General features: G+C 54.3%; 21 protein-coding genes. 3 read left to right on the top strand and 18 right to left on the bottom strand.

Going from position 1 to position 26143, the window contains the following annotated elements; all coding sequences use genetic code 11:
- Positions 1-182: 182 nt before the first annotated feature.
- Genes Kalk_RS11940 through Kalk_RS11950 form a run of 3 tightly spaced genes read right to left on the bottom strand, consistent with a single transcriptional unit; the run spans position 183 to position 2575 of the window.
- Positions 183-1055, bottom strand: coding sequence for an SDR family oxidoreductase (locus tag Kalk_RS11940; RefSeq protein ID WP_101894468.1), 873 nt, complete (start codon positions 1053-1055; stop codon positions 183-185).
- 25 nt (positions 1056-1080) lie between these two features.
- On the bottom strand, positions 1081-1896 hold the full coding sequence (locus Kalk_RS11945; protein ID WP_101894469.1) for an SDR family oxidoreductase: 816 nt from the start codon (positions 1894-1896) through the stop codon (positions 1081-1083).
- Positions 1897-1909: 13 nt separating this feature from the next.
- Positions 1910-2575 carry a hypothetical protein gene (locus Kalk_RS11950; protein WP_101894470.1) on the bottom strand — a complete coding sequence of 222 codons (666 nt, stop codon included), beginning with the start codon at positions 2573-2575 and terminating at the stop codon, positions 1910-1912.
- 161 nt (positions 2576-2736) lie between these two features.
- On the opposite strand from Kalk_RS11950, the gene Kalk_RS11955 reads away from it, so the two are divergent.
- Positions 2737-3429, top strand: a complete 693-nt coding sequence (locus Kalk_RS11955) for a TetR/AcrR family transcriptional regulator (protein ID WP_101894471.1) — start codon at positions 2737-2739, stop codon at positions 3427-3429.
- A 323-nt stretch (positions 3430-3752) separates the two neighbouring features.
- On the opposite strand, the gene Kalk_RS11960 is transcribed toward Kalk_RS11955, so the two are convergent.
- Positions 3753-5087, bottom strand: a complete 1335-nt coding sequence (locus Kalk_RS11960) for a cytochrome P450 (protein ID WP_101894472.1) — start codon at positions 5085-5087, stop codon at positions 3753-3755.
- 89 nt (positions 5088-5176) lie between these two features.
- Between Kalk_RS11960 and Kalk_RS11965 the strand changes: the two genes are divergently transcribed.
- Complete coding sequence (locus Kalk_RS11965) at positions 5177-7405, top strand: patatin-like phospholipase family protein (RefSeq protein ID WP_101894473.1); 2229 nt, start codon at positions 5177-5179, stop codon at positions 7403-7405.
- On the opposite strand, the gene Kalk_RS11970 is transcribed toward Kalk_RS11965, so the two are convergent.
- From Kalk_RS11970 to Kalk_RS12010, 9 genes are all read right to left on the bottom strand, one after another.
- The gene (locus Kalk_RS11970) at positions 7376-7942 is read right to left on the bottom strand and encodes a GNAT family N-acetyltransferase (protein WP_101894474.1); all 567 of its coding nucleotides are present in this window, start codon (positions 7940-7942) and stop codon (positions 7376-7378) included. The genes Kalk_RS11965 and Kalk_RS11970 overlap by 30 nt on opposite strands.
- 21 nt (positions 7943-7963) lie before the next feature.
- Positions 7964-8338, bottom strand: coding sequence for a ribonuclease E inhibitor RraB (locus Kalk_RS11975; protein ID WP_158643456.1), 375 nt, complete (start codon positions 8336-8338; stop codon positions 7964-7966).
- Positions 8331-8636, bottom strand: coding sequence for a hypothetical protein (locus Kalk_RS11980; protein WP_101894476.1), 306 nt, complete (start codon positions 8634-8636; stop codon positions 8331-8333). The genes Kalk_RS11975 and Kalk_RS11980 overlap by 8 nt, the downstream gene beginning before the upstream one ends.
- On the bottom strand, positions 8633-9097 hold the full coding sequence (locus tag Kalk_RS11985) for a hypothetical protein (RefSeq protein WP_101894477.1): 465 nt from the start codon (positions 9095-9097) through the stop codon (positions 8633-8635). The genes Kalk_RS11980 and Kalk_RS11985 overlap by 4 nt, the downstream gene beginning before the upstream one ends.
- Positions 9098-9278: 181 nt before the next feature.
- Positions 9279-9479: a YjfB family protein gene (locus tag Kalk_RS11990; RefSeq protein WP_101894478.1), complete on the bottom strand. Its 201-nt coding sequence runs from the start codon at positions 9477-9479 to the stop codon at positions 9279-9281.
- 119 nt (positions 9480-9598) lie between these two features.
- On the bottom strand, positions 9599-10258 hold the full coding sequence (locus Kalk_RS11995; RefSeq protein WP_101894479.1) for a YoaK family protein: 660 nt from the start codon (positions 10256-10258) through the stop codon (positions 9599-9601).
- 3 nt (positions 10259-10261) lie between these two features.
- Positions 10262-10537 (bottom strand): MarC family protein, encoded by a 276-nt coding sequence (locus Kalk_RS21785; protein WP_407656827.1) that lies wholly within the window; start codon positions 10535-10537, stop codon positions 10262-10264.
- A 34-nt stretch (positions 10538-10571) separates the two neighbouring features.
- A complete protein-coding gene (locus Kalk_RS12005; protein ID WP_101894480.1) occupies positions 10572-11282 on the bottom strand; it encodes an NYN domain-containing protein in 711 nt (236 codons plus the stop codon).
- 223 nt (positions 11283-11505) lie between these two features.
- Positions 11506-11892, bottom strand: a complete 387-nt coding sequence (locus tag Kalk_RS12010; RefSeq protein ID WP_101894481.1) for a hypothetical protein — start codon at positions 11890-11892, stop codon at positions 11506-11508.
- A 188-nt stretch (positions 11893-12080) separates the two neighbouring features.
- Here Kalk_RS12010 and Kalk_RS12015 point away from each other — a divergent pair, with 188 nt between their 5' ends.
- Positions 12081-12428: a hypothetical protein gene (locus Kalk_RS12015; protein ID WP_101894482.1), complete on the top strand. Its 348-nt coding sequence runs from the start codon at positions 12081-12083 to the stop codon at positions 12426-12428.
- A 467-nt stretch (positions 12429-12895) separates the two neighbouring features.
- On the opposite strand, the gene Kalk_RS12020 is transcribed toward Kalk_RS12015, so the two are convergent.
- The 5 genes from Kalk_RS12020 to Kalk_RS12040 all read right to left on the bottom strand — a co-directional run bounded on the left by Kalk_RS12020 (position 12896) and on the right by Kalk_RS12040 (position 26083).
- Entirely contained in the window at positions 12896-13375 is a 480-nt protein-coding gene (locus Kalk_RS12020) for an NYN domain-containing protein (protein WP_101896298.1), read from the bottom strand.
- Positions 13375-14394, bottom strand: coding sequence for a zinc-binding alcohol dehydrogenase family protein (locus tag Kalk_RS12025; RefSeq protein ID WP_101894483.1), 1020 nt, complete (start codon positions 14392-14394; stop codon positions 13375-13377). Before Kalk_RS12025 ends, Kalk_RS12020 begins: the two co-directional genes overlap by 1 nt.
- A 54-nt stretch (positions 14395-14448) precedes the next feature.
- Positions 14449-15960, bottom strand: coding sequence for a patatin-like phospholipase family protein (locus tag Kalk_RS12030; protein WP_158643457.1), 1512 nt, complete (start codon positions 15958-15960; stop codon positions 14449-14451).
- A 444-nt stretch (positions 15961-16404) separates the two neighbouring features.
- Positions 16405-16878 carry a hypothetical protein gene (locus tag Kalk_RS12035; RefSeq protein WP_101894485.1) on the bottom strand — a complete coding sequence of 158 codons (474 nt, stop codon included), beginning with the start codon at positions 16876-16878 and terminating at the stop codon, positions 16405-16407.
- A 16-nt stretch (positions 16879-16894) separates the two neighbouring features.
- On the bottom strand, positions 16895-26083 hold the full coding sequence (locus Kalk_RS12040) for a hypothetical protein (protein WP_158643458.1): 9189 nt from the start codon (positions 26081-26083) through the stop codon (positions 16895-16897).
- Between the last annotated feature and the right edge of the window lie 60 nt (positions 26084-26143).

A 26143-nucleotide genomic window follows, 5' to 3' on the forward strand; every position in this document is an offset into this window, starting at 1 on the left:
TTAACAAAGTAATAGAGTTGTTAACTCCAAAATCCGAGATAGATCACAATATGAGCAATTGCCAAAGGGGCATTGCTGAACGATCTGTAGCAATCGGGCTATAGCGGACGTCCGTGATTGACTGGCTAATCGAGCACATCAAGCTGAATGGGCCTACTTTCCGGTTGGCACATACTCAAAAGCTAATTCATGGCGTTCTGAATTTTCACTGAGACCTTCTGAAGCATAGATACAGATGAGCGGGAGAAAACCGCTTTCATAACGCCGCGATAAAGTCCGTCGGGGAGTACTTTTCTTGCCAGCAACGTCGCGTGGGCATCAACGCCAACGATGTAGCGAAGTCTATTGCTGCCATCATTGACTGCGTTCCAGATTGTTTCGGCAACATCGCTAGGTTTGGTTGCGAATAAGCCCGCAGCGTCATCAATTAGATCCAGCACCGGACGTGATTTCTCGTCATAGTCGTTGACACCGGTACAATTCTTGCGGTCTGTAGAGCGCCCCCAGAATTCGGTTTTTACCAACCCAGGCTCAATAATCTTGACCTGTATACCATATGAAGAAACCTCGTATTGCAGCGAATCACAAAAGCCTTCTACCGCCCATTTGCTGGCATGATAGACACTGTAAAGTGGAAAAATGGAGCGGCCTGCAAAGCTGGCTACATTAATCAGAAGACCGGAACGTTGCTTGCGAAAATGCGGTAGTATTTCCTGGGTAACAGACATCAGGCCCAGTACGTTGGTCTGAAATTGCCGGTTAATCTGATCGGTGCTAAAGGTCTCAAATGGACCTATCAGACCGTAGCCGGCATTATTGACAACCACATCGATTTGCCCGAATTCCGCTAAACCCTCTGCAATGGCTTCCCTGATCGTCGCTTCCTGCGTTACATCGAGAGTTGGACAAATGACATTAGCCAGGCCAACCAATTCCTGTTCATTGTCGGGCGTGCGCATGGTCGCGATAACGTTCCAACCCTCACGCTGAAATCGAAGAGCGGTTTCACGACCGATGCCACTGGAACAGCCGGTAATCAATACGGTTTGTTTCATTACTTAATTATCTCTTTGGCACTGATTAGGATCGAGAAACGCGCGCCTGATATTCTCGGGTCTTTTCGTTATCTGGTGCTATTCGCTCTTGTGCACCTGCAATTCTCTTAATCCAATTGCCAACGCGTTCAGGCAAGGCCTGTTCAATAGTACCAACCGGATATAACCATTTCGGCATGGTAACCTCTGGCTGACCATGCTTGCATGAAGCAATAACCTCGGCAGCGATTTCAGATGGCTTAGCCTTGGGAATTCCACGAATATTCATCCCGGCTGTCAGATCGGTATCCACTGCCGAAGGCATAATGGTCGTAATGGACACACCCGAACCCACTATTTCGGCACGCACCGAGCGCGATAGACCGGCCACCGCAAATTTACTTGCCGTGTAAACGGAAGCCCCGGCGCAGGTCATTTTTCCCGCCATGGAGGACACATTTACGATATGCCCATGGCTTCGTTGCAGCATGTCCGGAAGAACCAGACGCATACCATTGATCACACCGCCTGTATTGATTGCCATTTCCCGGTGCAACGCTGCTAAATCGATGTCGACGAACTTCCCGGTACGCATAATTCCGGCATTATTCACCAGCAAATCTACAGGCCCCAATTCGCGCGCCACATTCAAAAAATTCTCGAACGACTCGGGGTCGGCCACATCCAACTTTACTGCTCTTACACCTGAGAGTGATGCCGCTACAGCCTCTGCAGCTTTCTCGTCAATGTCGCCGACAACCACGCGAGCCCCTTGATCAACCAGGGCTCTGACCGTTGCTTCACCGATTCCTCTACCGCCACCTGTGACACAGGCAACAGCACCATTCAAATTGATGGACATAAACGATAGCCTCTTAGCGAACGTAGGGATAACGAAGGGCGAAGTAACCGACAATATCCCAGCCGTGTTTCACCTTGTACACCACCCGTCCCAAAAATACATCTGGCACGATTTCCACGATTTCGTCCCGAACCTTAGGAAGAATCAGTGGGTTCTTGAATGACGGTTCATCATAAGTAATCGCGCGAACTTTCAGGTGGGGTGCTACCGGTGAAGTGTCAATGCGATGATGGAAATCGAATCCAAGTAACTCATTACCCTGCTTTTGCAGCTTGTAGTGAGGCATAGCAAGCTTGGCGGGGATATAAGCAGAAGCGGTGATGCGGTTGTAGCCTGTGCCGGTTTTCTGATTGAAGGTTTTGCCTGTCCAACCCATGCGCCACAGAAGCTGCCCTAGAAAAACGGCGTTGTTAATCGTCCGCATCAGAAACGAACCGTGCAGGTTCATCACCATGCCTTCAGTGTCACCATCGGGTGCTTCTGCGTCACCATTACCCTGGGCAAACAACCAAGGCAAGCGATAGAACTGCGATTCGTGCTGGAGCTCTTTGAGCAGCTCCCAGGCATTTTCTTTCGCCAAATCAGGATTGCTCTGGGCTTGAACCCTTAGATTCTTCAGGCGCTGCTCTTCTGATATTGGCGCAGGAACAGTGGATGCCTGTTTCAACGTAGCTTGCATATGGGTTCTCCCTCTATTAATCCAGTCAAAATGTTTACAACACATACTTGGTACTGCTCTGTACCAATGTTATGGTAAGTTAAGCTAGGGAGTCAATAGCGGCTTGCCATGGGCAACCGAATTCTCTATAAGATGGAGCAAAAGCAAGGCAGGCCGCATTCATGTCACAACCAACACGTCCGTTCCTTGGCGAATCCGCTGAATCGCGTATCAGCTCCCGTCGCCAGACCCTTCTTGATACAGCTTTCGAAATGGCTGCGGAATCCGGGTGGAAAGGCTTGTCCATTCACCAGCTTTGTCAGGAAGCTGGGCTTAACAAGCGTTATTTCTATGAGAGCTTTGCTGATCTAGATGAACTGGGTGCTGCGCTGATAGATGATTTGGCCGAACAGCTGATTACCGCAGGGCAGGCAGCTGTTCAATCAGGATTGCAGCAAGGTTTTGATACGATGGCATTGGCCCGTCATGCGCTTAAGCACAGCATTGGATGGTTGGTAGATGATCCTCGTCGGGCTCGATTGCTGTTCAGTATGGCGAGCGACAATCCACGCGCATTACAGCATCGCCAGGATGTCATCAGGAGATTTGCGAGGACACTTTCCGCGTTTAGTATTGAATATCATCAGGCAGATGAGCCCCATGTGATCGCCAAGGTGGGTTCTGCCTTGCTCATCGGTGGAACCATCGAAATTATAGTGAGTTGGCTGGATGGGCAACTGGACGTATCGTTGGATGACCTAGTGGAAGATGTCGCGAATTTCTGGGTGGCAGTTGGCAATAGCGCCATTGACCTGACCAAAAGACGACTTGAAAAGAAAGCGAATGAGAAAGGGCAGAAAAAGAAAAAGGGCTGACTTGGGTAAAAGTCTGATCTGGTTTAACCTTTTAATATTTACATCATGCTATCCAACATCGTGTGCAGATGTTGATGAATATCCACTTTTCGCGATTGGATGAGGCAGAGAGGTCTAACAGTCAAGATCTCCTTATCGCCCTTATGGGCCATCGAAAACACAACAACGAATGTCCTCTTTCTGGTGCAATGCAACATTCAGAATGCTTGGCAAAATATTTCGCAGTGTTGAGCGAGATAAGTTGTTAACAACTTTATTTCCCTTTGAGCGATGGCTGCATCTATAGAATCTACAGCTTAGTGATCTTCCAGTTAACAACAATATTACTCACCCACAGCGATGGTAGCTTTGGTATTGTTCGTAGCCCGCAATGTGATTGCGGGCATGATGCTGATGGGATCGGTACCACAGGTCACGTCGAACCTGGCAACGATGCCAGCTAGAATTAAACAGGCTTCCAGCATTGCCAGATACTCACCGATACAAGTTCGTGCCCCGGCGGAGAACGGTAAATACTGGGAGCGCGAAACGTCCAGGTTAAGCCAGCGATCAGGATCGAATTGCTCAGGGTTAGGGAATACATCGGGGTTTCGATGGATCACGTAGGGTGAGACCATGACCAGTGACCCCTTCTTCAACGTCTCAGCACCCAGCTGAGTATCATTAATCACCGTGCGACCAAAGATATAACCAGCCGGATACAGACGCATCACCTCTCTAATGATGTTGTAAGTCACGGGCAGGGATTCACGTATGGCGTTCAGGTTATCGAACGCATCCAGGTTACAAGATCGTACCTCTGCGCACAGTTTTGCGAATTGTTGCGGGTGTTTGGAAAGCAATATAAAAGCAAAGGTGAGCGTGCTGGCGGTGGTTTCGTGGCCTGCCAAAAACAGGGTAACGATTTGATCTCGCAAATGAGACTTACGGCTGTCTCCGTCGTTTCCAGACGCAGCCATCAAATCCGCCAACAGGCTGGGTTGTTGTTCACCATTATCTGCAAGCCTGGCCTGAATTCCGCTGTATATAAACCGATCCACCCGTTTAACGGCCTTACGATATAGAACATTACCCCCCACCGGGAGCCAGTCCGGCGTGTAGATCGGATAGCGCAAGCGGGGCCCTAAAGAGCTCATTAGCTGATCCATGGTATCTTCCATCTCGGCCATATCGACTTCAAGCTCCATACCGAATATGCAGCGTGTAATGATGCGAGCGGTAATCTTGGACATTTCATGGGCTATATCAACTTGGGTACATCCATCCCAGTCTTTAGCAAGCTTTTTTACTTCGTCGTTGATAATAGGAATATAGGTGTTGGTGGATTTGGGTTGAAACGCGGGTGCAGAAAGCTTACGCAACCGTTTCCATTCATCACCTTCAGAAGTGAGTAACCCGTGGCCGAAGAGGCGACGCAGGCGTTTGGCGAAACTGCGATTGCGGACAAATGATTGTGATTTATTGGTGAGCACTGTGTTGACCAGCTCGGGATCGGATACCAGATACACGCGGGTATTGAATAACCTGAACTGAATAAACGGGCCGAAGTTCGCTGTGCTCTCGAGATACCCCAGGATATCCGCCATGAAAGGCTTTAGATTTCCCCACAAAAGGTGGGAAGAGGGCAGGGAGTGTGCAATCAGCCTGGGTTCATTCATGAGTGTGCGAAACGCCTTTGTTATTGTTAGAGCATAAGCAGATCGTTATTCTAACACCGAGCACTACCACAAAAGTTAATGGAATCCACATGAATAACCGTTGGCACCATCGTTTTTACAGATTTTGCATGATGGCTTTGATATTGAATTGCCATGCTGTGCAGGCCGAGATCATCATTCCCGAGGGCGCTACCGTCGGACTTGTCTTGAGTGGCGGTGGTGCCCGTGGGTTAGCTCATGTGGGGGTAATCCGAGTGCTGGAGGCCAGAGGTATTCAAGCCCAGGTCGTTACAGGAACCAGTATGGGCTCCATCGTCGGCGCGCTCTATGCCAGCGGTCGAAGTGCGGCCGAGATTGATCGCATAGCCAGAACCATGAATTGGCAAACTGCGCTCAGTGATGCATCGCCTCGGCGTGATCAACCATATTCATTCCGTGAGTTGGAAGCGGGCATGAGTACGGATGTGAGGATGTCGATCAATGGTGATGGCGTAGCGTTTCCCAAAGGGGTAATCGAAGGTCAGCATCTGGAGCAGACATTGGGCGAGCTGTTTCAAGAGGATGGCAAGCCCCTGCGCTTCGAGGAGCTGCCACGCCGCTATGCAGCAATCGCCGCGAACCTGGAAACCGGGGATCAGGTGGTTATGAATACTGGTGATCTGGCCAGCGCTGTGCGGGCCAGTATGTCTATACCGGGGGCGCTGGCACCAGTCGAGCGGGATGGCATGATTCTGGTGGATGGCGGCATCGCCAATAATATGCCCGTTGATCTTGCACGAAAAATGGGTGCCACGTTTATCATCGCGGTTGATGTGACGGCACCCCTGAAAACACGGGATGAATTGGATTCAATTTTCAGCATCGCCAATCAAACATCAGCGTTTTTGGTTCGCCTTAATACGGTAGATCAGCGCAGCAATCTTAGAAAGGAGGAAGTGCTGATCTTGCCGGAACTGGAAGGTCTGGGGTCGGCGGATTTTGATAAATTTGGCCCTATTATTGAGGCTGGACAGAAAGCGGCTCTGGACATCTTTACGATGGAAGAAGACTCGCTGCCGGAGTTCTTACACGGCACGCATTCTGCCGTAGATGAAGTGCCGGTGATTGAATTTATTCGGGTGAATAATGACAGCGCAGTCAGCGACGAGGTGATGAGGGCGCAGATCCACCAACAGCCAGGTCAAGCATTTGACATTAAGCAGATGGAACGAGACTTGTCGCGTTTGTATGGTTTGGACTACTTCAGCGTAGTGCGTTACAGAATTGTTGATGAAGACGGAAAAACCGGTTTGGAAGTCACTGGTGTTGGCCGCGAAACGGGCAATAGCTGGTTAAAACTGGGCCTGGAACTAGCGGACGACTTTAAAGGGAACAGCGTAGTAGGCCTGGCGGCCAGTGTTCGATCTGCAGGCTTAAACGAATATGGCGGCACAGCGTTTGGCAGGGTGGTATTGGGAACCATCCCGGAGCTGGAATTGCGTTATATCCAACCTCTTACGCCCAACTTGGCGTATTTTGTGGAACCGGCAGCAGGCTACAAGGCAGACCGCCTGGATGTTTATGTTGATGAATTCCAAGATGAACCCATATCAGAATATCAGAAACAGGATCGTTGGGTTGAGCTGTCTTTCGGTAGAACAATTTGGGATGGCGCGGGAGAAGTAAGGTTTGGTGCTGCACGTGAACGTGGTTCGCTGGATTTCAGATCTGGAGTGGACTTGGAAAGCCAAGGCGATAATATCGATAATTACGATGATGGCTTTTATTTTGGAAGAATCGGCTGGGATACGCTGGACGATCTTGGGTTCCCCAGCAGCGGACAGCGTTGGAGTATTACAAGTGAGCAACATCGCAGGAATTTGAAAGCTGAAGATGACTTTACCCGTGTCGAAGTCGATGGCACTTTCACATTAAATTGGGGGGCAAATACCCTGCTGTTAGAGGGTGACGCGGAAGTAAGTGACAGTGATGAGGCGACATTTGTTGATATTCCTTTTATCGGGGGATTTCTGGAGCTTTCAGGGTTACCGCCCCGTTCCCGATTCGGTCGTCATCGGGTGTTATTGCGTAGCGTATATTATCGTCGCTTAGACAAGGGCGGGCCGCTGCCTTTGAGTGTGCCGGTGTATATGGGAGGGTCTTTAGAGAGAGGAAATGTCTGGCTTAGTCGCGATAATATCTCGTGGGAGAACGCCATTGGTGCAGGCAGTGTATTTGTAGGTGCGCGAACACCGCTGGGCCCTGCATACTTAAGCTATGGTGTGACGGAAGAAGGCGATCACAGTTTATCAATCTTCTTGGGGCAGCGGTTTAGGTAAGGGCATATTGCGTGACACGGGTTTGTGCAGTTCCACCAGTTCGATACCCTCAACTATTGGCGTGCCTACATTGAGGTGGATAGGGTAGGGATGTGTTAGTCCATTTTCTGCATAGCCACGACGCTGGTAATACGAAATCAACTCTTTTCTGGCGGTGAGAACGGACAAGATGAATGCATCTACTTTGTAATAAGACTGGCTATAACACTCTGCATGTTGCAATAGTTTTGACCCGACACCTAACCCTTGGGTATCAGGAGCGACAGCGAAGCTGCCTATATGTGCAGTATGCCCGTGAAGTTCAATGTTGATACACCCAAGTAGCCGGTGACCATCTTTTAAAACGAAGTAGACACTGTCAGGGCTTGTGAATGAGGCTCTGATTGCATCAACAGATGAACGATTTCCAGCAACCAGATCAGCTTCTGAAGTCCAGCCACCGTGAGATCGGTAAGCCGAATTCAACAGCTGGCATATCTGTTCTGCATCTGAAATATCAGCTGAAACAATATTCGATAAATTGTGCATGTTATTCATGTCAGATCATACGGCTATGAGTTATGCCTGCTCGGTACTGCAAGCCCAGCCATCGTTGCGGCCGTTTAATTCGGATGCATGGTGGAGCAGAAGGTTTTCGTATTCGGTGATTTCCTGATAATTCGGACTCATGGTGACTGTCACCGCGATCTCATAGGGGTATGCTTCTGATTCTGGGTTGTCACAGAGAAGAATTTTCTGCCGGTTATAGAGCAGGATCTCACCGAACTTTAACGCTTCATTCTCAGTAGGGAACGCCACAATAAATTCCACATCTCTGATTTTTGATAAATCATCGCCCTGCTGCACCATATGCCACAGGGCGTCGCCGCTGGCATCATCTGGAAATTGAGAATAATCTCTGTTCATATTCACCACGCTGGATTCGTTAAGCATCGTCGGATGCTTTATCCCATTCCTCAGTATAGCCATTGTTCCTTAAATAGGATCTGAAGGTAGCCATAAGCAATTCACTCCACTCCTGCAGGTTTGTCTCGCCACAAATCTCGGTATTTGATTCAGAACACTTAACCAGTTCATCCACCGCCCGCCAGAAGAATTGAGCGAGATGGAGTGCTTGCTGGGAATTTTCAACCACGCCAGCCCTTATAATAGATAACGCTTCGGCGTCACAAAGTGCTTCGGCCAGATACAGCGCGATCTGTTGTTCTTTTTCATATCGATAGGAAATCATAATGTATCCTGGGCCTCTCTAATGACAGACATGCGCTCAGCAACAGCAATTAGTTTCACTTTCAATTGAGCACTGGTCATTCGTTCAGTGACTGTTAAAAAATAGTGTTCTTTATCCTTTTCATCTTGAACGAATTTCAGGCCAAGCGGTAGATCACACTGTTCGATAACCCAAAATACGTCCACTGGGTTGCCGGCTGCCCACTTCTTTTTGAGTTTGTATTTATCTTTAAGATGTTGCCACCTTGCAGAGAAAGAGAGGCCCATTTGATTGTGGGGTATAACCCAATTACGGCATTGTGAAAACAGATAATCCTTTTCGCGAATGTTATTGTAGGTTTGGCCCTGCTTGTCATCCATATACAAAGTGGGGTGTTCACCTCGTTGGACAGAGCGTGCGCAGAATGCATCAAAACTTTTGATGTACTCGCGGATATCCCCAATGATTCTAAACTGTTCCATTGTAATCTCTCAGATTATGGGCAAGAAATCGCTGATGACAGCGATCTGGGCGCAAGTGGCGCTATAGGCGATACAGTCAATTTCTGTGCCAAGAGCTATACCATTGATTTTAAAGAATATTATGGAGCAGCTGAGAGAAGTGACATGTCATATGGCATGCCACCAAGTGAGCGGGTATTGATCAGGCTTTTACATTGATGATCTGACCCGCCACCCCACCGGAGGAAGACAAGGTGGGCAAAGGAGGCAGGGCCTGCAGCAATTGCAGTGCGCCTTCTGCTTGTAAATCAACGGCTTTTTTGAACACGGCCAGCTCCGCAGTCTGTTGGACGCGGGAGTTGGACAGACTTGTCGCCAAGCTCGCGATGGCGGATGTTTCCATGAATTACCTCACTGCGGAGATTATGGCTCATAGTGCCTATCGGCCGCTGACAGCATTACTTGAGGTATTTTACGGAAAAGATATGACTCGAGGATCGAGCTTGCCTGAAAGACCGATGCTTAGTTGTGATGTTTAGAGTACACACGATAAACGACGGCAATGACAAGGCAAATGCTTGCTGGAAATAACAGCGCCATGAAATTATACATTTTATACAACAAGGCACCTAATGCACCGCCCAATATAAAGCCAACAATGATCGTTAAAAACAGCTTAGCTTTGCGCTTATCAAGCTTTTTGCCCCTAAAGTATTCGCCAAACATGATACCTAAATCTGTGAAAATACCCGTTACATGGGTGGTTCTTATTACCGCGCCGCTGTATGTAGTTGCCATGGCATTTTGCAGACCACACGCAGCGGACGCAAAAAAATGGCCATAAAACGAACCGATAGACAAACACCACAAGGATATCAACAGCAAAGCGGACTCTATAAATAACGCTGTATCATAGTGCCTACCAAGTTTTAGCGATGAGCTATGTAGTAAAAAGCCTGCTAGGGTTGAGCCGCATAAAAATGACAACAAAATGCCCAACAAGTGGGTAACGTTATAAAGGGGCACATTCAACAAACTTGTGCCTAAAAGCGTAGCTGTACCTGATAAATGGGAAACAGATTGATGCTCAAAACTAAGCAGACCGATGGCGTTAATGAACCCTGCTACCAACGCTAAAACAAACGCACCAACTTCAACCCATCTTGGTAATTGTGAAATCAACTCTTAAGACCCTACCCATTTTCCGATGCCGATAGCTTCCATAATAAACTCGACAGACAAAGCAGCCAGTATCATACCCATGATTCTTGTTAGGAGAGAGGCTCCACCGTTCCCAATGATTCTGATAATGCCGCCTGAAAAGAGCAGCAATACTAAAGTAACGATCAAGACAGCTAACATGGTTGCGGATGTAACAACCTGTTCTTGAATATTGTAAACACTATTATCAGTAATGAGTCTAACTGCCAACATTGCCCCGGGCGATGCCGTGGCAGGAATCGCCCAACGACAATCGCCCCGTGATAATTAGTGCCTACTTTTTACTTTTTCTCGCATCTCTAACCGTGTAGGAGGTCCCTTGACCGCGCTTGACCTCAAATAGATCGATGGCCTTAAACAAACTGCTGAGATTCTTATATCCATAGTTTCTACAATCAAATGATGTCTTATTTGATATATTCGAACCAATTGCGCCGAGATCTGCCCACCCGTCATCGTCTTCAGTTACCTCGATCGCTCGACGTAAAAGCGCAATTAACTTGGTATCTGACTTTATATTTTTGGGTTTGATCTTGTCTTGCTCTAGTGCCTCGGTTCGATCCAGAAACAGAAATTTTGAACAGGCATTAACAAAAGGCATTGGAGTTTTTCTTTCCCCAAAACCCAACACTACTTTGCCTTCCGCCAGCGCTCTGGTGACCATTGGAGTAAAGTCACAGTCAGATGAAATAAAGCACATCACGTCGATTTCTTTCGTATACATAACGTCCATTGCATCAATAACCAGAGCAATGTCTGAAGCGTTTTTTCCTTTGGTTAAATCGTATTGTTGAACTGGTTGAATGGCGTACTCGTGGAGTAAATCCTCCCAGCCTTTAAGGGTCGGTGACTTCCAGTTACCGTAGGCTTTACGGATGGTAACTAAACCATACTTTGCTACTTCGCTCAGAACATCTTCAAACTTACTGGCTGGTGCGTTATCAGCATCAATGAAAAGGGCTATCTTTTGCTTTAACTCATCCATTATAAACTCGCTATTTTAAAAGATAGGCTAACTGAGTTACCCACTGAAAGTGGATAACTAGAGGTATTCAGGGCTTGTCCTATGGTTGCGACGGCGCCTGCTTGCTGTGTATTCATTTGGTAAATATGTACGCGGGTGCATTGTGCGTACAAAGATAGTAATAGACGATGAGTTACTGGCGCAAGTGATTGTTACAGATACCAGAGCCTTGTTAGCCTTTTACTCATTGCTGCAGCCAAAATACGATACTAGGGCTTAAAAACAGAAACATCATGCCAATACTAAGTAAGTTACCCTTAAGCGGATTAAAATCATCTCTGATTTTTTTCCACCCAAATTTGAATACGTGCCTACCAAAATAGATGTCTAGGCATAACAGCATTACTAACCAAACAAAGCCTATTGCGATACAGTCCAAGTAGGTTTTTGGAGATATGAACGGTAAAGCAAACCAAGAAATAGCCAATATTATGGCTGAGCCTGAAAATAAACTGATCGTTTTGGCTCTTTTTTTACCATACAAACGATGTAATACTCGCACTCGAATATTGCCATTTACAACTTCACCCAAGGCAAGCAGCAAGCCGATCACAATAGCTTTCAATAACACTTTGTTTGCCTCATTAGCTCATTAGGTAGGCTTTAAGATGCTCGGTTTCTTTAACAAAATCAGAGTGAAGGTATAACCCCAGAGGGGGAAATATTGCTGAGCCAACGTTCTACACAATCGTATCATTGGACAGCTAATATATAAAACACGTGCTTGGTGTAGATCTCAATATCTACGTCACACCTTTCATGGCATTGAGTTTGTTTTTTATTGTTGGCGCATTTAAGAATAAGGCAGTTGACCGTTCTGATTCAATTTATGATAAAGAGCGGTGCGATTGGATTTGGAATTTAAGTGCGAGAAGTCTCATGTCTGATATATTTACTCAAGAAGAATTGATAGATAGAGCCTTTCATAGAGCTGCTTACGCAATGAAAGGAATGTGGGAAGAATATGGTAGTTCCGATACTAGACTTCTTATGCCACCTTTGATCCCGGATGAATATGTTCTGGCAGGAGAATCTCTAAATGGCAACGCCTATAAGGAGCACGTGGTTCCTAGGGTGATGATAAAAGTTATAAAAAATGGCTTCTAACGAACCAACTTTCGGGCCAATGGGTAACATAGAAGACTGAGCACAAACCAAGCGACAGCTAAATACTCTAAAGCATTGTCTGGTGCTTTTACCTGTATTCCGACCAACACAACGAGAACCACAAATAGAATGCCAAAACTTATTATTACTGAGCCGATGATGTACTTCATCCTTTACACCTTAATATTTCTAAAAGTTACGTTAATTGAAATGGCTTGCACCACACTTTGACTTCATGGAAGCCTATAATTTCATCAGATATAATTACAGCATAGCTTCGACCATTCCATTGTTTAGACTAGCTCAATACTCATAACGCCAAGGTAATGAAGAGAACCGCTCTGTATATCTAAGGCTATCATCCGTAATTTGTTGTTTTAAAGTAACTTTTTAGGTTAACAGTTATTACCTATACCATGTAAAAGCCGAAGGTTTGGTGATATTCAGATTCAAGGTATATGTGTTCGTTAGCCTCCTAACAGTAGCTTACCTTCGATTGGAATGAATCTATTGGCGGCTTTCATTAGTGATGTGGATGTTAATGATTCCACGCCATAGACTTCGACCTCTTTGCCTTTTCTGTTGCGTATTTTGTCTACCAGAAGGTCGAAGTCGCCATCGCCGGATACGAGGGTGATGATGTCGGCGCTGTCTGCGTGGTCCATTGCGTCAATGGTGATGCCTACATCCCAGTCTCCTTTGGCGGAGCCATCGGAGCGTTGGATAAAGGGTTTTAGTTTTACTTCAAAACCGATGGCTCTGAGTATGTTTTGAAATTCCCGTTGTTTTTGATCGCCTCGATCTATGGCGTAGGCGATGGCTTTGATTACTTGTCGGTCTTGGGTGGCTTGTGACCAGAATTGGTTGTAATCAAAGTTGCGTTTAAAGGCTTGTCGGGTGGTGTAGTACACGTTCTGCACATCAACCAATAGAATTACTTTTTTGATCACGTATCAAACCCCTCAAGTACGATCTTGCCGCGCGCGGTGCCGCTTTCGATGTGGGCGTGGACTTTACGCAGGGTGGCTGCGTTGATTTTGCCTGCGATTTCGGTAACGGTGGTTCGTAGCTGGCCTTTGTCGATCAGGGTGGCTACTTGGTTTAACAGGTTGCCTTGTTCGGTGATGTCGGGTGTCGCAAACAGTGGTCGGGCGAACATGAATTCCCAATGCAGGGACAGGGCTTTTTGTTTTAGCAGGAGGATGTTCAGTTCTTTGGGATCATCGATCAGGCCGAAGCGGCCCTGTGGTGCGATCAGTTCGACGATGTCTGCCAGGTGTTGATCGGTTTGGGTGGTGGAGAATACAAATCCCGGTGCGCCAAGGCCGAGTTGTTTTATCTGTGGTGCGAGTGGTTGGCGGTGGTCGATTACATGGTGTGCACCGCATTGACGTACCCAGTCTTGTGTTTCCGGGCGAGAGGCTGTGGCGATGACGGTAAGGTCGGTGAGTGCGCGCAGCAGTTGAATGGTAATGGAGCCTACGCCACCGGCCCCGCCGATGATCAGGATGAGGTTTTCACCCTGGGGAGTGGGGCGGCGCACATCAAGACGATCGAACAGCATTTCCCAGGCGGTGATGGCGGTCAGTGGCAATGCAGCGGCTTGGGCATGGTTCAGGCTGTTGGGTTTGTGGCCAACGATGCGTTCATCCACTAGGTGATATTCGCTGTTGGTGCCTGGTCGGTCGATGGCACCGGCGTAGAAAACGGTGTCGCCGGGTTTGAAGTGTTTTACGTTGGCGCCCACCGCTTCCACGGTTCCTGATGCATCGAATCCCAGCACTCCCCACTGGGAGCCTTGTGGGGGTCTGTTCATTCGCACTTTGGTGTCCACCGGGTTGACCGATACCGCAGCTATTTTCACCAGCAGGTCGTGGCCTGTTGGGTGGGGCCGTTCGAGTGTGATGTCCTGCAGGGCATCTTCCCGGTGTATGGGGCCTGGGGTTTGGTAGGCTACGGCTTTCATGGCGGCTGTCCTCGTGGCGGTGAGTAGAGGCAGAGGATAAGCGATATTTGCCGTTTATGTGTAGATATGATGTTTGCCTTTGGCCTGCTCGCTTAAGTTCTGTTGGTTGAGTTCCTCTAATATGCGATCCAGTGTTTTGGATATGAGGGCCGCATTTTTGATCATGGCGATTTTCGGCCAGGTGGAGCGTTTGCCGATGTTGATAAGATTTTCGATTTCTCCATCTTTGAATTCGAAGACGGTGTGACGCCATTTGAAGTCGGACTTTTCTAACAGGATGTTGATGTCGCCCAGGTAGTTTTGTTCCAGCATGCGTATGAGGTAGGCCAGCTGCGCTGCGATGCGGCTGCCCATGTCGCCACGGCGATCGAAAAATTTTTCTGAGGTGGATAGGCCTTCGTTGAGCACGCGTATGAAGGCTTCGGTGAGGGCGTTGCGAAAGCCTTTGGTTTGGGTGGTTTTTACATCTTCGATGAAGGGCACGACCATGGGGTTGATGAGGCTGACGATGAAGTGGTTGACGCCGTAGAGGCGCATCAGGCGTTTGGCGGGGAGATCGCCGGAGACGGAGCCATCGACCCAGCGGCGGCTGGCCAGGTAGGGACGGGCTTTGCCATCGAAGCCTTTGGCGTAGAGTCGCTCGGAGGGCATGAGGCCGGGGATGCTGCAGGAGGCGGCGACGGCGGAGCGTATGAATACGTTGGGGGAGGTGATGGCGTTCATGAGCCGGGATGACTGGTGTTTTTCGGCCGGTGAGATGGAGATGTTGATGTAGCGGCCGGTGTGTTCGAAGGCTTCCTGGAAGGTGAGATCCATGGCGATGACTTCGTCTAGGGTGCGTTCCCGTGAGGCGCGGGCTTGCTGTTCGGTGGTGCGGCCCATGAAGACGTCCATGAGTCGGGTGTTGTTGGTTTCTTCGTAACGTTTGCCGGTGAAGTATCCGGCTTTGAGTTCGGCGTGGGTTTTGGTGCCGAGCATGGCGGATACGATGGAACCGGCGCTGGCACCGGAGATGACGTTGGGTAACAGGTCGTGATCGATAAGTTCTTGCACCACGCCATGGTGAAAATAGATAAGCCCGGCACCGCCGCTTAACATTAACGCCGAGCGGCCGTAGCAGTGGCTGGCGCGGCGGAAGAAGTCGAGTTTGTCGGGGTAGGAGATGACGTTGTTGGGGCTGTTGTGGATGCAATCCATGGCTTGGGCGATGGTGATGACGTAGCTGTCGATGAGGGTTTTGGTGCCCGCTTTGGCGCGGTTGTACAGGACGGCGCGGCCCATGCCTCCCATGTTGCCGTGGATGCCTTCGTTGAGGGCGTAGAGCAGTTCACGATGGGCGCCGGCGTTGAGCAGGGTTTTGAGTTTTTTGTGGCGGGCGTTTATTTCGTTGTAATCGTAGAGGCTGCTTTTGGTTTCTTCTCGCCAGAGGGTGCTGCCGGAGCGGGTGTCGTGCTCTTTGGCCAGTTCGAGCCAGTGTTGATAGCTGTGGGAGGATGCCATGCGTTTTTCGAGCTGACGCAGGGATGATTTACTGGAAGAAAGTATGGGTAAGGTTAGCGACTGCATGATGACTGCCTCAGTTTGGATATGCGGCCCCCTTTCACATCGGTGTGGATGTGATACGTGCATCGGTGCTCTGTGGCACTTGTTGTCGACCTGCGTCGGTTGATGCGCGAAGCGGTGGCAATGTGTATCTGATTGGGCAGAAATGTTATGCGAGCGCGCTGGTGGGTGCAGAACTGCACTGTGGCAGAACCGCTTACTCCCACCAGCCTACCGCAGATGCCGTTGACGGGATAATCCTTGGGAAACCGGAATTTTACCTGGAGGCTCAGACCCTTGTACGGGACTGCTTGGTATGCCTCTTCGCGGCTTCTTACGAATTCTATTGGACACGCAGATTGCTTAGTTGTTCCAGCCGTCATCGAGCGCGGGGCTTTCACACCGCAGTAGTGCTCTAGGTATTTAAGCTAGCACCTTTGACTGGGCTAAGAAAGTGAATTATTGGGACTATTGCAGTTCCATTTCTGATATTTGATTGCCGTCAATGTCCAGCTCCTGCACTTTGGTCAATCGATCACCAGTGTAGTGGTAGCGGGTGTGGGTGATGAATTGATCGTCGCGGGTGTATTCGATTTCCCACAGCAGGCGGCCTTCGTTGTCTTCTTGACGCAGGGCTTTGCCGAGGGGGCGGCCGCGGCCGTCGTAGAGGGTGGCGCGGAATTGTGGGCCTTGTGCGGTGTGCTCCGGTGTGCTCCAGCATTCGCAGTCGACGCCGGGGTGTTGGTTGCGGTGCTGTTGGATGAGGGTGTCGAACGGCGGTTGTTGATGGCAATAGATGATTTTGTAGAGTTGGTCGCCGTCGAGCATGTGGATGTGTTGGGTGTGGCCGTTGTCATCGAGCCAGTAGATGCTGTAGACGCCTTCTTGTTTGGCTTCCTGTTCGCTGACGATACGGTGATCAATTCGATATTGCTGCTGCATGCTGTTTGGGTTCCTGTCAGCTTATTTTCTGGAACGGGCTGATGTCGAAGTCGCGGCCTTTGAGCATGAGTGAGAGGTCAATGCTGTCGCTGCCGGACAGGTGTTTGGCGAGATCCCGTAGTTCTTGGTTGAAGGTGCGATCGCCTATGCGGTCGAAATAGTAGGAATTGATGCGCCCTTGTTCAATCTGTTTTCGCATTTCGGCGCTCATTGAGCTGGCGACGTGGGGTTTGGCGCGGCTGCGCAGGCCCTGGAGCATGGCGTCGGTGAGTTCTTTAAAGCGCACCGGGTCGATGAACACGGCGATGTCGACGTCTTTGGCATCGGGTGAGCGCAGGGCGGAGCCTTGTACGCGCAGGTCGTCCACTGGCAGGCCGTAGCGCAGCAGCAGGGTTTTGAGATCGGTGCTGAAGTTGACGAAGTCGGTGATGCTGTCGAAGCGGAAGGGGAAGCCCTGGGCGCGGACGATGTGGATGTAGTTGCTCATCTGTTGCATCAGTTCGGCGGATGCGATGGGTTTTTTCACGCGGGAGCCGGTGAACATGAGGTCGCCGATATCGGTGTCGGTGAGGCCCAGGCTGCGACCGTGGCTGACGATGTCGGTGACTTCAGCTTGGTCGTAGCGGAATTCGAATTCGGCGTTGGTTTGCGCGCTGATGCGTTGTTGTATGCCTGCGGCGAGGTCGGCCGGGGTGCGCAGGGGCTGGGTGCCTGCTGGTGCTGCGCTGTTGGCGCGGAACAGGGCATCGTTTTTATAGGTGAAGGAGTCGGCATCGGCTCCGGGGGCGGCTTTGATGGTGCCGGGGTTGCCGTGTTCGTCGGCCTGGATGACGACGCCGCGGATGGGCGGGTAGCCGGTGCGGATGGCTTCGAGGATGAGGGTGGCGGTGCCGTCGTCGCCCCGCATCAGCATCTCGCGTACGGTGTTCATGATCCAGGCGGGCCCCATTTGTTTGCCTTTCTGCGGGTCGCCCAGGGTGGCGCGGTGGCCTTTGGCTTCGACGATGAGGATGTCGACGATGATGCCGTTTTGTTTACGCACCCATACTTGATCGAAGCCGGTGCCTGCTTCGAAGCCCCGTAACAGGGTCATGCCGTGGAAGCGTGGGTCGCCCATGAGGGCGTGGGTGGCGGCGATTTCGCCGCTGGTTTCGGTGACTTTCTGTTTTAGGCCTGCCTGCAGTTCGTTGCGGTATTCACGCATGTTTTTGTTGGCGGTGTCGTCGGTTGCCCAGTTGGGGAAGCGGCGTTTGGCGAAGTCGTCGGCCATGTCCACCATGGCTTGGTATTCGATGCGCTGGCGGATGAGGTTTTCCAGATGCAGTTGGGGTGATACATCGTGCTGATCGTGGCGGATGCTGCTGGGGTCGATGCCCATGCGGGTGAGCTCGGCGGCCACTCGGGCATCGAAATCGGGCTCGCGGCCGGAGCCTGCGGCGTACTGTCGGGTGACGGACAGGATGCTGCGCAGGGCGTCGTGGGTGCTGATGTCGGTGCGTTTGCCGATGCCGATGCCGATCAGTTCGCGCAACAGCAGGGCTTGTTCATCCGCCTCGCTGTTGCCACTTTGTTTGAGGCGGTTCTGGAAGAATTCGCTGGCGACGATGTGGCGGAACCAGGGGTGCAGATCTGCGAGCGCGGCCATTTGTTCTTTGGGCAGGTGGCCCATTTCCTGTTCCAGCAGGTGGGCAAAGTGTTTGCTTTCCGGGGCGGTGCGGAAGTCGCCCCATTGGCCCAGTTTGTCTTCCAGGTGAATGCGGTAGGCATCGCCCCCGCTCATGGGTTGTTTGTTGCTGATGGAATCGGCAAAGCGTTGGATGAGGGCGGGGCTCATGCCGCCAGCGCTGTCCACGGCGCGCACGGCGGCGCGGATGTCTTTGGCGTGATCTGCCGGTTCGCGGCTGCTGAATCCACTGAGTATGTACTCGATGACGGTCTGACGTTGGGCGGTGGCGGGCATGGATTCCAGGGCGCGCAGCAGTTGCTGGCTTTGCAGCAGCAGGCTGCTGCGGCTGCCGGGGCCGAGGTTATCCAGCAGGTCGGCGATTTGCTGGCGCTGATCGGGGCTGGCCCGGTGCAGCAGGTTGTGCAGGGCGTCGGCGTGGGTGTTGCGGTGGGCGGGCAGGCCGAGGATGGCATCAGCAATTTTTTGGGCGGCCACGGGATCGTTGCCCATGAGGCGGGCGCTGGCCCCCAGTTTGGGCAGCAGGCTGAGGTAGTCCTGTTTGTTCATGAGTTGGGACAGGGTGGCGCTGCGTTGGGCTTCCGGCAGTTGTCGCGCCAGGGCCAGCAGTTGGCGGACGTTGGCGCGGGTGACGTTGGCATCGGTGCCGCCGGATTTGAGGATGCTGCGCAGTTGTACGGGATCGAGGCCCAGTGCCAGCAGGCGATTGACTTCGCGGTTGCTGAGGCCGGTTAAGTGGCGCAGGGCACGGCGGGCGTCGGCGTTGTTGTCGCTGACCCCTTGTTTGATGAGGGCGCTGAGGTCATCGCGGGCTTTGTTGAACAAGCGCGCCGGTTGTAATAGGTACTGGGGCGTGGGCCGCAGGCCTGCGCGTATCTGCAGTCGCTGCAGGGGGGTAATGGCGTCCACTTCGCCGAGGCGGTTTTCGAGGTTTTTCAGGGTGCGCTGGGCCAGTTCCAGTTCGACCCGCAGGCGCTGTTGCTGGGTGGGGTCGTCGCTGCGTAGCAGTTGGTTGGCCAGGTCGTCCACCATGCGGTCGTGGGCATCGATCTCCAGTTCGAGCTTGTTGCGGTAGAGGGCAAGCTGCATGTCGAGGGGCAGGTCTTCCCAGCGGCTGAGGCGGGTTTCGTCGAGGCTGCCGATGTGTTTGGCCCATTTGGGATCTTGGGCCTGCAGGGCGTGGATGCCTTCTTCGCGCAGCACTTTGGGGTCGGCCCCCTGCCGCAGGATCACCACCGGTTTGCCGTGGAGGATGACGGTGACGGCGTTGCCGCTGTCGGAACGGGCGTAGCGGGCGAAGGCGGCGTCCGGCAGGATGAGGATGGGGACGTTGGCGACTTTGCTGCGTTGCTCGGCGGGTACGGCGGCCTGCATTTCACGGCGCAGTTGTTGTTCCTGGTCGGCGCTGGGGCGGATGGGGGTGCCTTGCTGGATGGCGTCATCGAGGGCTTTGTTGAAGCTCTTCAGATCCAGATCCGGGTTTTCCCGCAGGGCGGCCTGTTCCAGTCGCAGGCGTTCGGCGGGGGAGATGGAGCCTTCCATTTGGCGCAGGTGCAGTTCCACCAGGGCGGCGTCTGGTAGTACGGAGAGGGTGCCGCGCAGATGTTCGGGCACGTTGGTCATGTGCAGTTGGCGCTGGGCGCGGTCGGCGGCCTTTTGGGTTTGCTGGCGCTGCTGGGCGTTATCCACAGCCTGTTGCAGGTTCTGTTTGAACTGGTTGCGATCCAGTGAGGGGTCGATGGCCTGGGCCTGGCGCAGCAGTTCGTCGAAGCGATGGGGGGCGGGCAGGGTGCCTGCGTCCATAGCGGCGCGCACGGTGCTGATGGCGTCTTCCGGCAGACGGGCAAACACACCTACGGCGGCCATGGGTACGTCTTCCAGTACGGCGGCCCGTTGTTTGGCGAGGAGGCGGGTGTGGGCATCCTGGGCCATGCGGGCGCTTTGCACGGCGCTGTTGAGGTTTTTGAGGAAGCCGATGGCGTCCAGATCCGGGTTTTGCTTTTGGGCGGCCCGCACCAGGGCTTCGGCGTCCCGGTGGCTGAGGGTGCCTTTGGCCAGCATGCGGGCGACTTTGGGCAGTTCGCTGGCGGGCAGGTGTTCCAGGCCGCGCACGGGGATGTCGGCGAGGGCATCGCGCACCGGGCCGGGCAGGTCGGCGGTGATTTGATCGCGCAGGGGTTTGGCGGTGGCTTCGAACGCGCGGCTGCTGGCGTCATCCTGTTCGTTGCGCATGCGCTGGGTGTTGAGTTCCATTTGCTGACGCAGGGCACCGAAATCCAGATGCGGGTTTTTCTCGCTGAGGTCGGCGAACAGGTCGAGGCGGGTGTCGCCCCCTTGCCCCAGTCGGCCGCCGTGCAGCAGCTCGGCCAGTCTGGCGAGGGAGCTGCTGTCCATGCCGCGGGCCAGACGCTGCATCTCCGGTGGCAGCAGGGCCAGGTTGGCTTGGTCGAGGCGGATCTGCTGGCGGATTTCCTCCAGGGAGCGGGGTGGTTCGCCCGCGGCCATGGAGGCAGCGCGTAGGGCTTGCAGATCCTGCTGGGTCAGGTGGGGGTTGTCGCGGGCGGCGGCGGCCAGCTCGTTATAGCGGGCGCGGTGGCGGCCACTGAGACCGGCACGGCCACCGGAGCGGATCATGTCTTTCAGGCCCGCCTGTCCCATTCGTTGCAGGGCATCGTGGAGGCTGCCTTTGTACTGGCCGCTGGAGATTTCGATGTAGATGCCCATGGCTTCACCGGCGATGCCGCCCAGGCCTTCGGATACGCCTTCTTTGAGCATGTTGCGGCCGGTGGGGCCGAGGCCGCTGCCCAGTCGGGCCAGGCGGCTGGTGCTGGCGGGGTTATCCAGTTGGCCCACTAAGCTGCGGTTGAGGCGGTTGCCCAGGCTTTCGGAGACGCCAGCACTGACGGCGCTGATGGCGGCACCCTTTAAGCCACCGCTTAGAATGCGGCCGAAGGCGGCACCGGGGCCGTCGTCGTAGGTGCCATCCTGAATGGCGGTCTGGGCGGCGGAGCTGGCGGCCCCGGTGATGGCTTCCCGTACCATGGCACCGCCGACGCGGCCAAAGGTGCTGTTGATGGCTTCGCCAAAGCGCGCCAGTCGGCCCACCACCATGCCGCTCTTGCCGAGGCCCCCGGCGATGGCACCCCCAGCGCCGGCGGCGGCCACTTCGATGGCGGTGTTGGCCATGTCGGTGGCGGATTCCTCCCAGCCGTAGCGTTCCCCGCGCATGCCGCTTTTGACGGCGATGGTGAGCAGGCCTGCGCCCAATGCGACGATGACGCTGGCCAGTACAAAGCCAACCCCGAAGGCCATGAGGATGAGGGTGGCGGCGATGGCCAGTGCGGTGATGCCCGCCAGCCACAGTTGTTCCTGGCGGTCGATCTCCATCTGGTAGCGGGTGGCGGCCTGTTCCACGCGCATGGAGCGGGTGAGTAGCCCGTTGCGGTCGCCGGTGTAACGAGGTTCGGTGAGGCGGTCGCCCCGGTTTTGCTTTTGGAACACCAAGGCCGCAATGCGGGGGTTGATGCGGCCGTCACTGCCGAAGACGGCGTCATGTGAGCTGGGTAGCGGGAAGTCGTCTGGCGTGGCGTTGGGATCCTGTTGCAGGCGCAAGGCCCGTTGGCGGTGGGCCTCAGCCAGCAGTTCGGCGGCCATGCCGGTTTGTTCGGCGTCGATGGTGCGGGCCTCATCGGTGCTGGACATGGTGAGGCGGGCGAGGAAGCCGGTGCCCTGGCGACGTTGATGCTGGAAGCGCAGGGCTGCCAGTTCGATGTAGTCCTGATCGGTTTCGGGGTTGCCGCGGGCGAGGACTTCGATTTCGTTGGCGAGATCACCGGACACTTCGGTGACGTTGCCGAACATGAGGGTGCCCACTGGATTGGTGACGAGCCCCAGGGCAAATTCGCCGCCGGACATGCCCCGGTGGCGCTCGATGCCAAGCATGGCATCCATGCTTTCGCCGTAGCGGGATTCCCAGTCGGCGCGGGTCTGGGCGGTTTCGGCTTTGGTGCGATCCTGAAACGACATGCGCAGCAGGTCGTCGTTGGTGCCGGTGCCGCGGGTGGCCAAGCGTACCCCGGCGGTGAGGCTGGCGCGGCCTTGGGTGATGAGTTCGTAGCCGTATTGGGCGTCTTCTTGATCGGCGCTGCGTTCGGTGCCGCTGGCCAGCCCGGTCTGGTAATCCTCGCCTCCGGAGAACAGGCGCGCGGTGCGCTGGGCCATGTATTGGGTGGCACCCCCGGCCGTGTCGATCTGCTCCTGGGTGGCAGGGGGATCAAGCCGCTGGGCCAGCCGCTGCATGCGCTCTTCTTGCCGTTGGCGCAGGCGCAACAGTTGGGGCATGAGCTGGTCGCGACGCTCGGGATGCTCCCGCAGTTCCCGTTCCACCCGGTTGAGTTCCTGATCCTGAAAGGTGCGGGTGAAGCGCACTTGATCGGCGCTGGACGGGCGGCTGCCGCGACTGGCGCGACTGAATTCGTAGGCTTGCTGGGCGGCGAGGGCGTCTTCATTTTTCCAGCCGCCACGCACTACTTGTTGGACGTAGTCGCGCACGCCCTCATCTACGGGCACCAGTCGCGGGTGTTCGCCACCGCCGTGGGGGCCGCCGTGGCCGGGTTGGTGTTGCAGAATTGGCGCGGTGGCTTCGCGTATGAAGATTTCGCGGGCGGCCTCCAGATCGTTGGGATCGGCGGTGTCGGTGGGGCGTCGGTGATGGCTGGCGAAGTCCAGCATGGCGTCGTCGGTGAGCTGCTGTACCTGTTCATCGGTGATGAAGGTGGAGCCCTGGGTGCGGATCAGTTCTTCCCGCGCCAGTTGTTCGATGTTCTGCACCGACTGGTAGATGTGGTCGCTGCTGCGGCCACGGGCTTCCCGCAGGCTGGCGTCCATGCGGGCGGACAGCACCATGCCCAGGTCGCCGCGAATGTAGCCTTCGTTCATACGGTCGGTGGTGCTGCGAGTGAACAGGGTGGTCCAGCTGTTGTTCATGTCGGAAATCAGGCTGTCGATGCGCTCGCTGCCAGCGGCATCGCGCTCGGTCTGGTGCCAGCCCTGAACCAGTGATTCCCGCGCGAAGGAGTTCATGCCGAATACGGTGAGGGTATCCCGCAGGGCGCTTTCCCGTGCGTCGGCTCGAGTGGAGGCGTTGGCGCTGAACATGCCCCGTGCCCGTTGCGCCTGGGTTTCGCTCAGGCATTCGTCGAAGCGGTCGAACAGGTCGCCTTTATGGGCGACGTTTTCAAAATAGTAGCGCAGGGCCGGCTGGCCAGGCCATTGCAGGTCACCGAAGGCGGCGAAGACTTCATCGTCGTCGGCATCAGAGTACACCAGATAGCCCACGGTGAGGGGGGTGGTGGCCCCGAGGGTGAGCACGTTCAAGACCACCAGTCCGGTGGTGGTGTCGGTGTCGGGTTTGGTGAGTTCGGCATCGAGGGTTTGTGAGCGGGTGCTGAGATCATCGTCGAGGCGGCTGGTGATCTGCATGAAGACGCTGCCACGGCCGCTGCTCATGTTCTCTTCGTAGTCGGCCACGGCGCTGAAGTAGCCTTGCCCGGCGCTGTCGATGGCGTTGTTTAACGAGCCGCAGAAGCTGCGCAGCAGATTGGCTAATGCACCGTTGCCGTCGCCGCGGGTGGCGAGAATTTGTTCGGCCATGCGGGTGGCGTAGTCGCGGGTGCCCCGGATGCGGGCCCAGCCGCCTTCGCTCATGACGCCGGTGACCTGATAGCTGTACATATCAAAATCGAAGCGGGTGGCGGTGACCACGTCGGATACGCTTTCCAGGCTTTTGTCGGTGCTCTCCCCCAGGGCATTCATTTGTTTGCGCTTGGCGTTTTGTGCCTGTTGCAGGGTTTGTGCGGCCTGCTCGGCCATGGCGGCGTATTGTTGATCCGGCAGGTTGCGGGCGCTTTGCCAGGCGGCTTTCAGTTGTGGCCCCAGTTCATCGTGGTTGAGGAATTGTCCGACGGGCAACAGGGCGGCCACCCGCGACACCAGCTCGGGGTAGGCCAGGGCCAGTGAGGCGGCGGTGTTGTCCATCATGCGCTGGGTCAGTTCGCCCTGATCGCGAAAGCCTTTGGCGGCTTTGCTGCCGGCTTTTTGCAGGCCTTCCACCAGCTTGGGTTGCAGTTCGTCCTCAAGGTGTTTGATGACGCCGTCGTATTTGTCCACCAGGGTGTTGCCGTGCTCCCCTAGCGATTCGGCCAAGTTGTGGCGATCGTCTTCGATCTGGAAGGTCATGGCCTCCCGCGCGCGGCGTCGCTGGTCGGCAAAGCCATCGGCCATGGGGGTGGTGAGGCGCAGGGCGTAGTTGGTGAACTGGCCGCGAAAGCTGTCCAGGGAGCGGGCCTGGCTGGTGAGGTTGCGCTCGATGTTGGTGTTGGTCTGCCGGTGCTGGGCGGTGAGCACTGGGGTGATGCGGTCGGCGTGGTAGAAGCCTTGGGCATTGCTGTTGGCCATGGTCTGCACCTGGCGGGTGAGATCGCTTTGGGCCGTGGCCAGGCTTTTGCGCGGGCCGGGGGGGACGGTGGACTGGTTGGCTTCGCCATCGCCACTGCTTTCGGGCACCGGCGGCGGGTTGGGGCCGTAGGCGGGGGGGGTGATGTGGTAGGCCTCGCCGTTGGTGTTGATGTTGAGGATGTTGGTTTGGGCGGCCAGCAGGTAGGGGGTGAATTCCTGTTGCAGTTCCAGGTGATATTGTCCCAGTTCCTGTTGGTTGTTGAACAGTTCGTCGTGAACGGCCTGCTCCCCCTGTTTGCGGCCTTCGGTGAGTTCATCGCCGGTGCGCAGGGTGTGGGTGGAGAGGTGCTCCAGTTGCGCGTCAATGGCGGCGGTGAGTTCCTGTTTGGCGGTGGTGACGGCGTCGCGAATGCGGCGGATACAGCCGCCGGTGAAGGCGAGGATGTCGCGGGCGATTTCGTTGAATGAACTGCGGGTATCACGGGCCAGGTTATTGGTGCGCCATACGATTTGGCGCTGGCTGTCGCGGGCGGCGTCCACCACCCGCAGTACGGCCTGCTGGATTTTGGCGTGGTGCATCTCCGGGGGCGAGCCGGTGCGCTGACGAATGTCGCCGCTGCGTTTGAGGGCTTCTTTCGGCGGCGCGGGTACGCGCGGAGCTACGATATAGCCGGTGCGGGCGATGACAGGCTCCGGTAGAGGAGTTTCTTTTTCTTCTGCGCCGCCCTCGCGATTTTGCTGTTGCACGGTGTCCTGGGATTGATCGCCGCTTTCATCGCCGCTTTGTTCGGGCGTACACATGAGGGCGTCGCCATCGGTGCTGGCCCCGCCGGTGGGCGCGCTGCCATCAGCGGAGGTACTGTCGGTTGCGCTGTCGTCACCGCTATCACCGGCTGTGTCGGTGGAGGCATCCGCTGTGCTGTCACCTTCGGAGGGGCTTGTGGGGTTGGCGTCGCGGGTGGCTGTGGGGTCAATGGCAGCGTCGCTGCTGGGGGTGGCATCCTGGATGTGGCTCCAGCTGCTGTAGTCCAGGGTGGGATCATCCAGACTGTAATCGGTGCTCATGTAGCGGGGCACCGAGCACAGGGGCAACTCCTCCCGCGAGTAGGATTGGGTGGGCTCGAC

This window comes from Ketobacter alkanivorans (assembly GCF_002863865.1).
Classification (GTDB): domain Bacteria; phylum Pseudomonadota; class Gammaproteobacteria; order Pseudomonadales; family Ketobacteraceae; genus Ketobacter; species Ketobacter alkanivorans.

Bases quoted from the DNA above. Each gene is read 5' to 3' on its own strand.
- Kalk_RS11965 (WP_101894473.1), top strand. From the start codon at position 5,177: ATGAATAACCGTTGGCACCATCGTTTTTACAGATTTTGCATGATGGCT.
- Kalk_RS12030 (WP_158643457.1), bottom strand. From the start codon at position 15,960: ATGCAGTCGCTAACCTTACCCATACTTTCTTCCAGTAAATCATCCCTG.
- Kalk_RS11990 (WP_101894478.1), bottom strand. From the start codon at position 9,479: ATGGAAACATCCGCCATCGCGAGCTTGGCGACAAGTCTGTCCAACTCC.
- Kalk_RS11980 (WP_101894476.1), bottom strand. From the start codon at position 8,636: ATGATTTCCTATCGATATGAAAAAGAACAACAGATCGCGCTGTATCTG.
- Kalk_RS11945 (WP_101894469.1), bottom strand. From the start codon at position 1,896: ATGTCCATCAATTTGAATGGTGCTGTTGCCTGTGTCACAGGTGGCGGT.
- Kalk_RS11970 (WP_101894474.1), bottom strand. From the start codon at position 7,942: ATGAATAACATGCACAATTTATCGAATATTGTTTCAGCTGATATTTCA.
- Kalk_RS11950 (WP_101894470.1), bottom strand. From the start codon at position 2,575: ATGCAAGCTACGTTGAAACAGGCATCCACTGTTCCTGCGCCAATATCA.
- Kalk_RS12025 (WP_101894483.1), bottom strand. From the start codon at position 14,394: ATGAAAGCCGTAGCCTACCAAACCCCAGGCCCCATACACCGGGAAGAT.
- Kalk_RS12035 (WP_101894485.1), bottom strand. From the start codon at position 16,878: ATGCAGCAGCAATATCGAATTGATCACCGTATCGTCAGCGAACAGGAA.
- Kalk_RS11940 (WP_101894468.1), bottom strand. From the start codon at position 1,055: ATGAAACAAACCGTATTGATTACCGGCTGTTCCAGTGGCATCGGTCGT.
- Kalk_RS11955 (WP_101894471.1), top strand. From the start codon at position 2,737: ATGTCACAACCAACACGTCCGTTCCTTGGCGAATCCGCTGAATCGCGT.
- Kalk_RS11985 (WP_101894477.1), bottom strand. From the start codon at position 9,097: ATGGAACAGTTTAGAATCATTGGGGATATCCGCGAGTACATCAAAAGT.
- Kalk_RS12015 (WP_101894482.1), top strand. From the start codon at position 12,081: ATGGCATTGAGTTTGTTTTTTATTGTTGGCGCATTTAAGAATAAGGCA.
- Kalk_RS12040 (WP_158643458.1), bottom strand. From the start codon at position 26,083: ATGAGCACCGATTACAGTCTGGATGATCCCACCCTGGACTACAGCAGC.
- Kalk_RS11960 (WP_101894472.1), bottom strand. From the start codon at position 5,087: ATGAATGAACCCAGGCTGATTGCACACTCCCTGCCCTCTTCCCACCTT.
- Kalk_RS12005 (WP_101894480.1), bottom strand. From the start codon at position 11,282: ATGGATGAGTTAAAGCAAAAGATAGCCCTTTTCATTGATGCTGATAAC.
- Kalk_RS11975 (WP_158643456.1), bottom strand. From the start codon at position 8,338: ATGCTTAACGAATCCAGCGTGGTGAATATGAACAGAGATTATTCTCAA.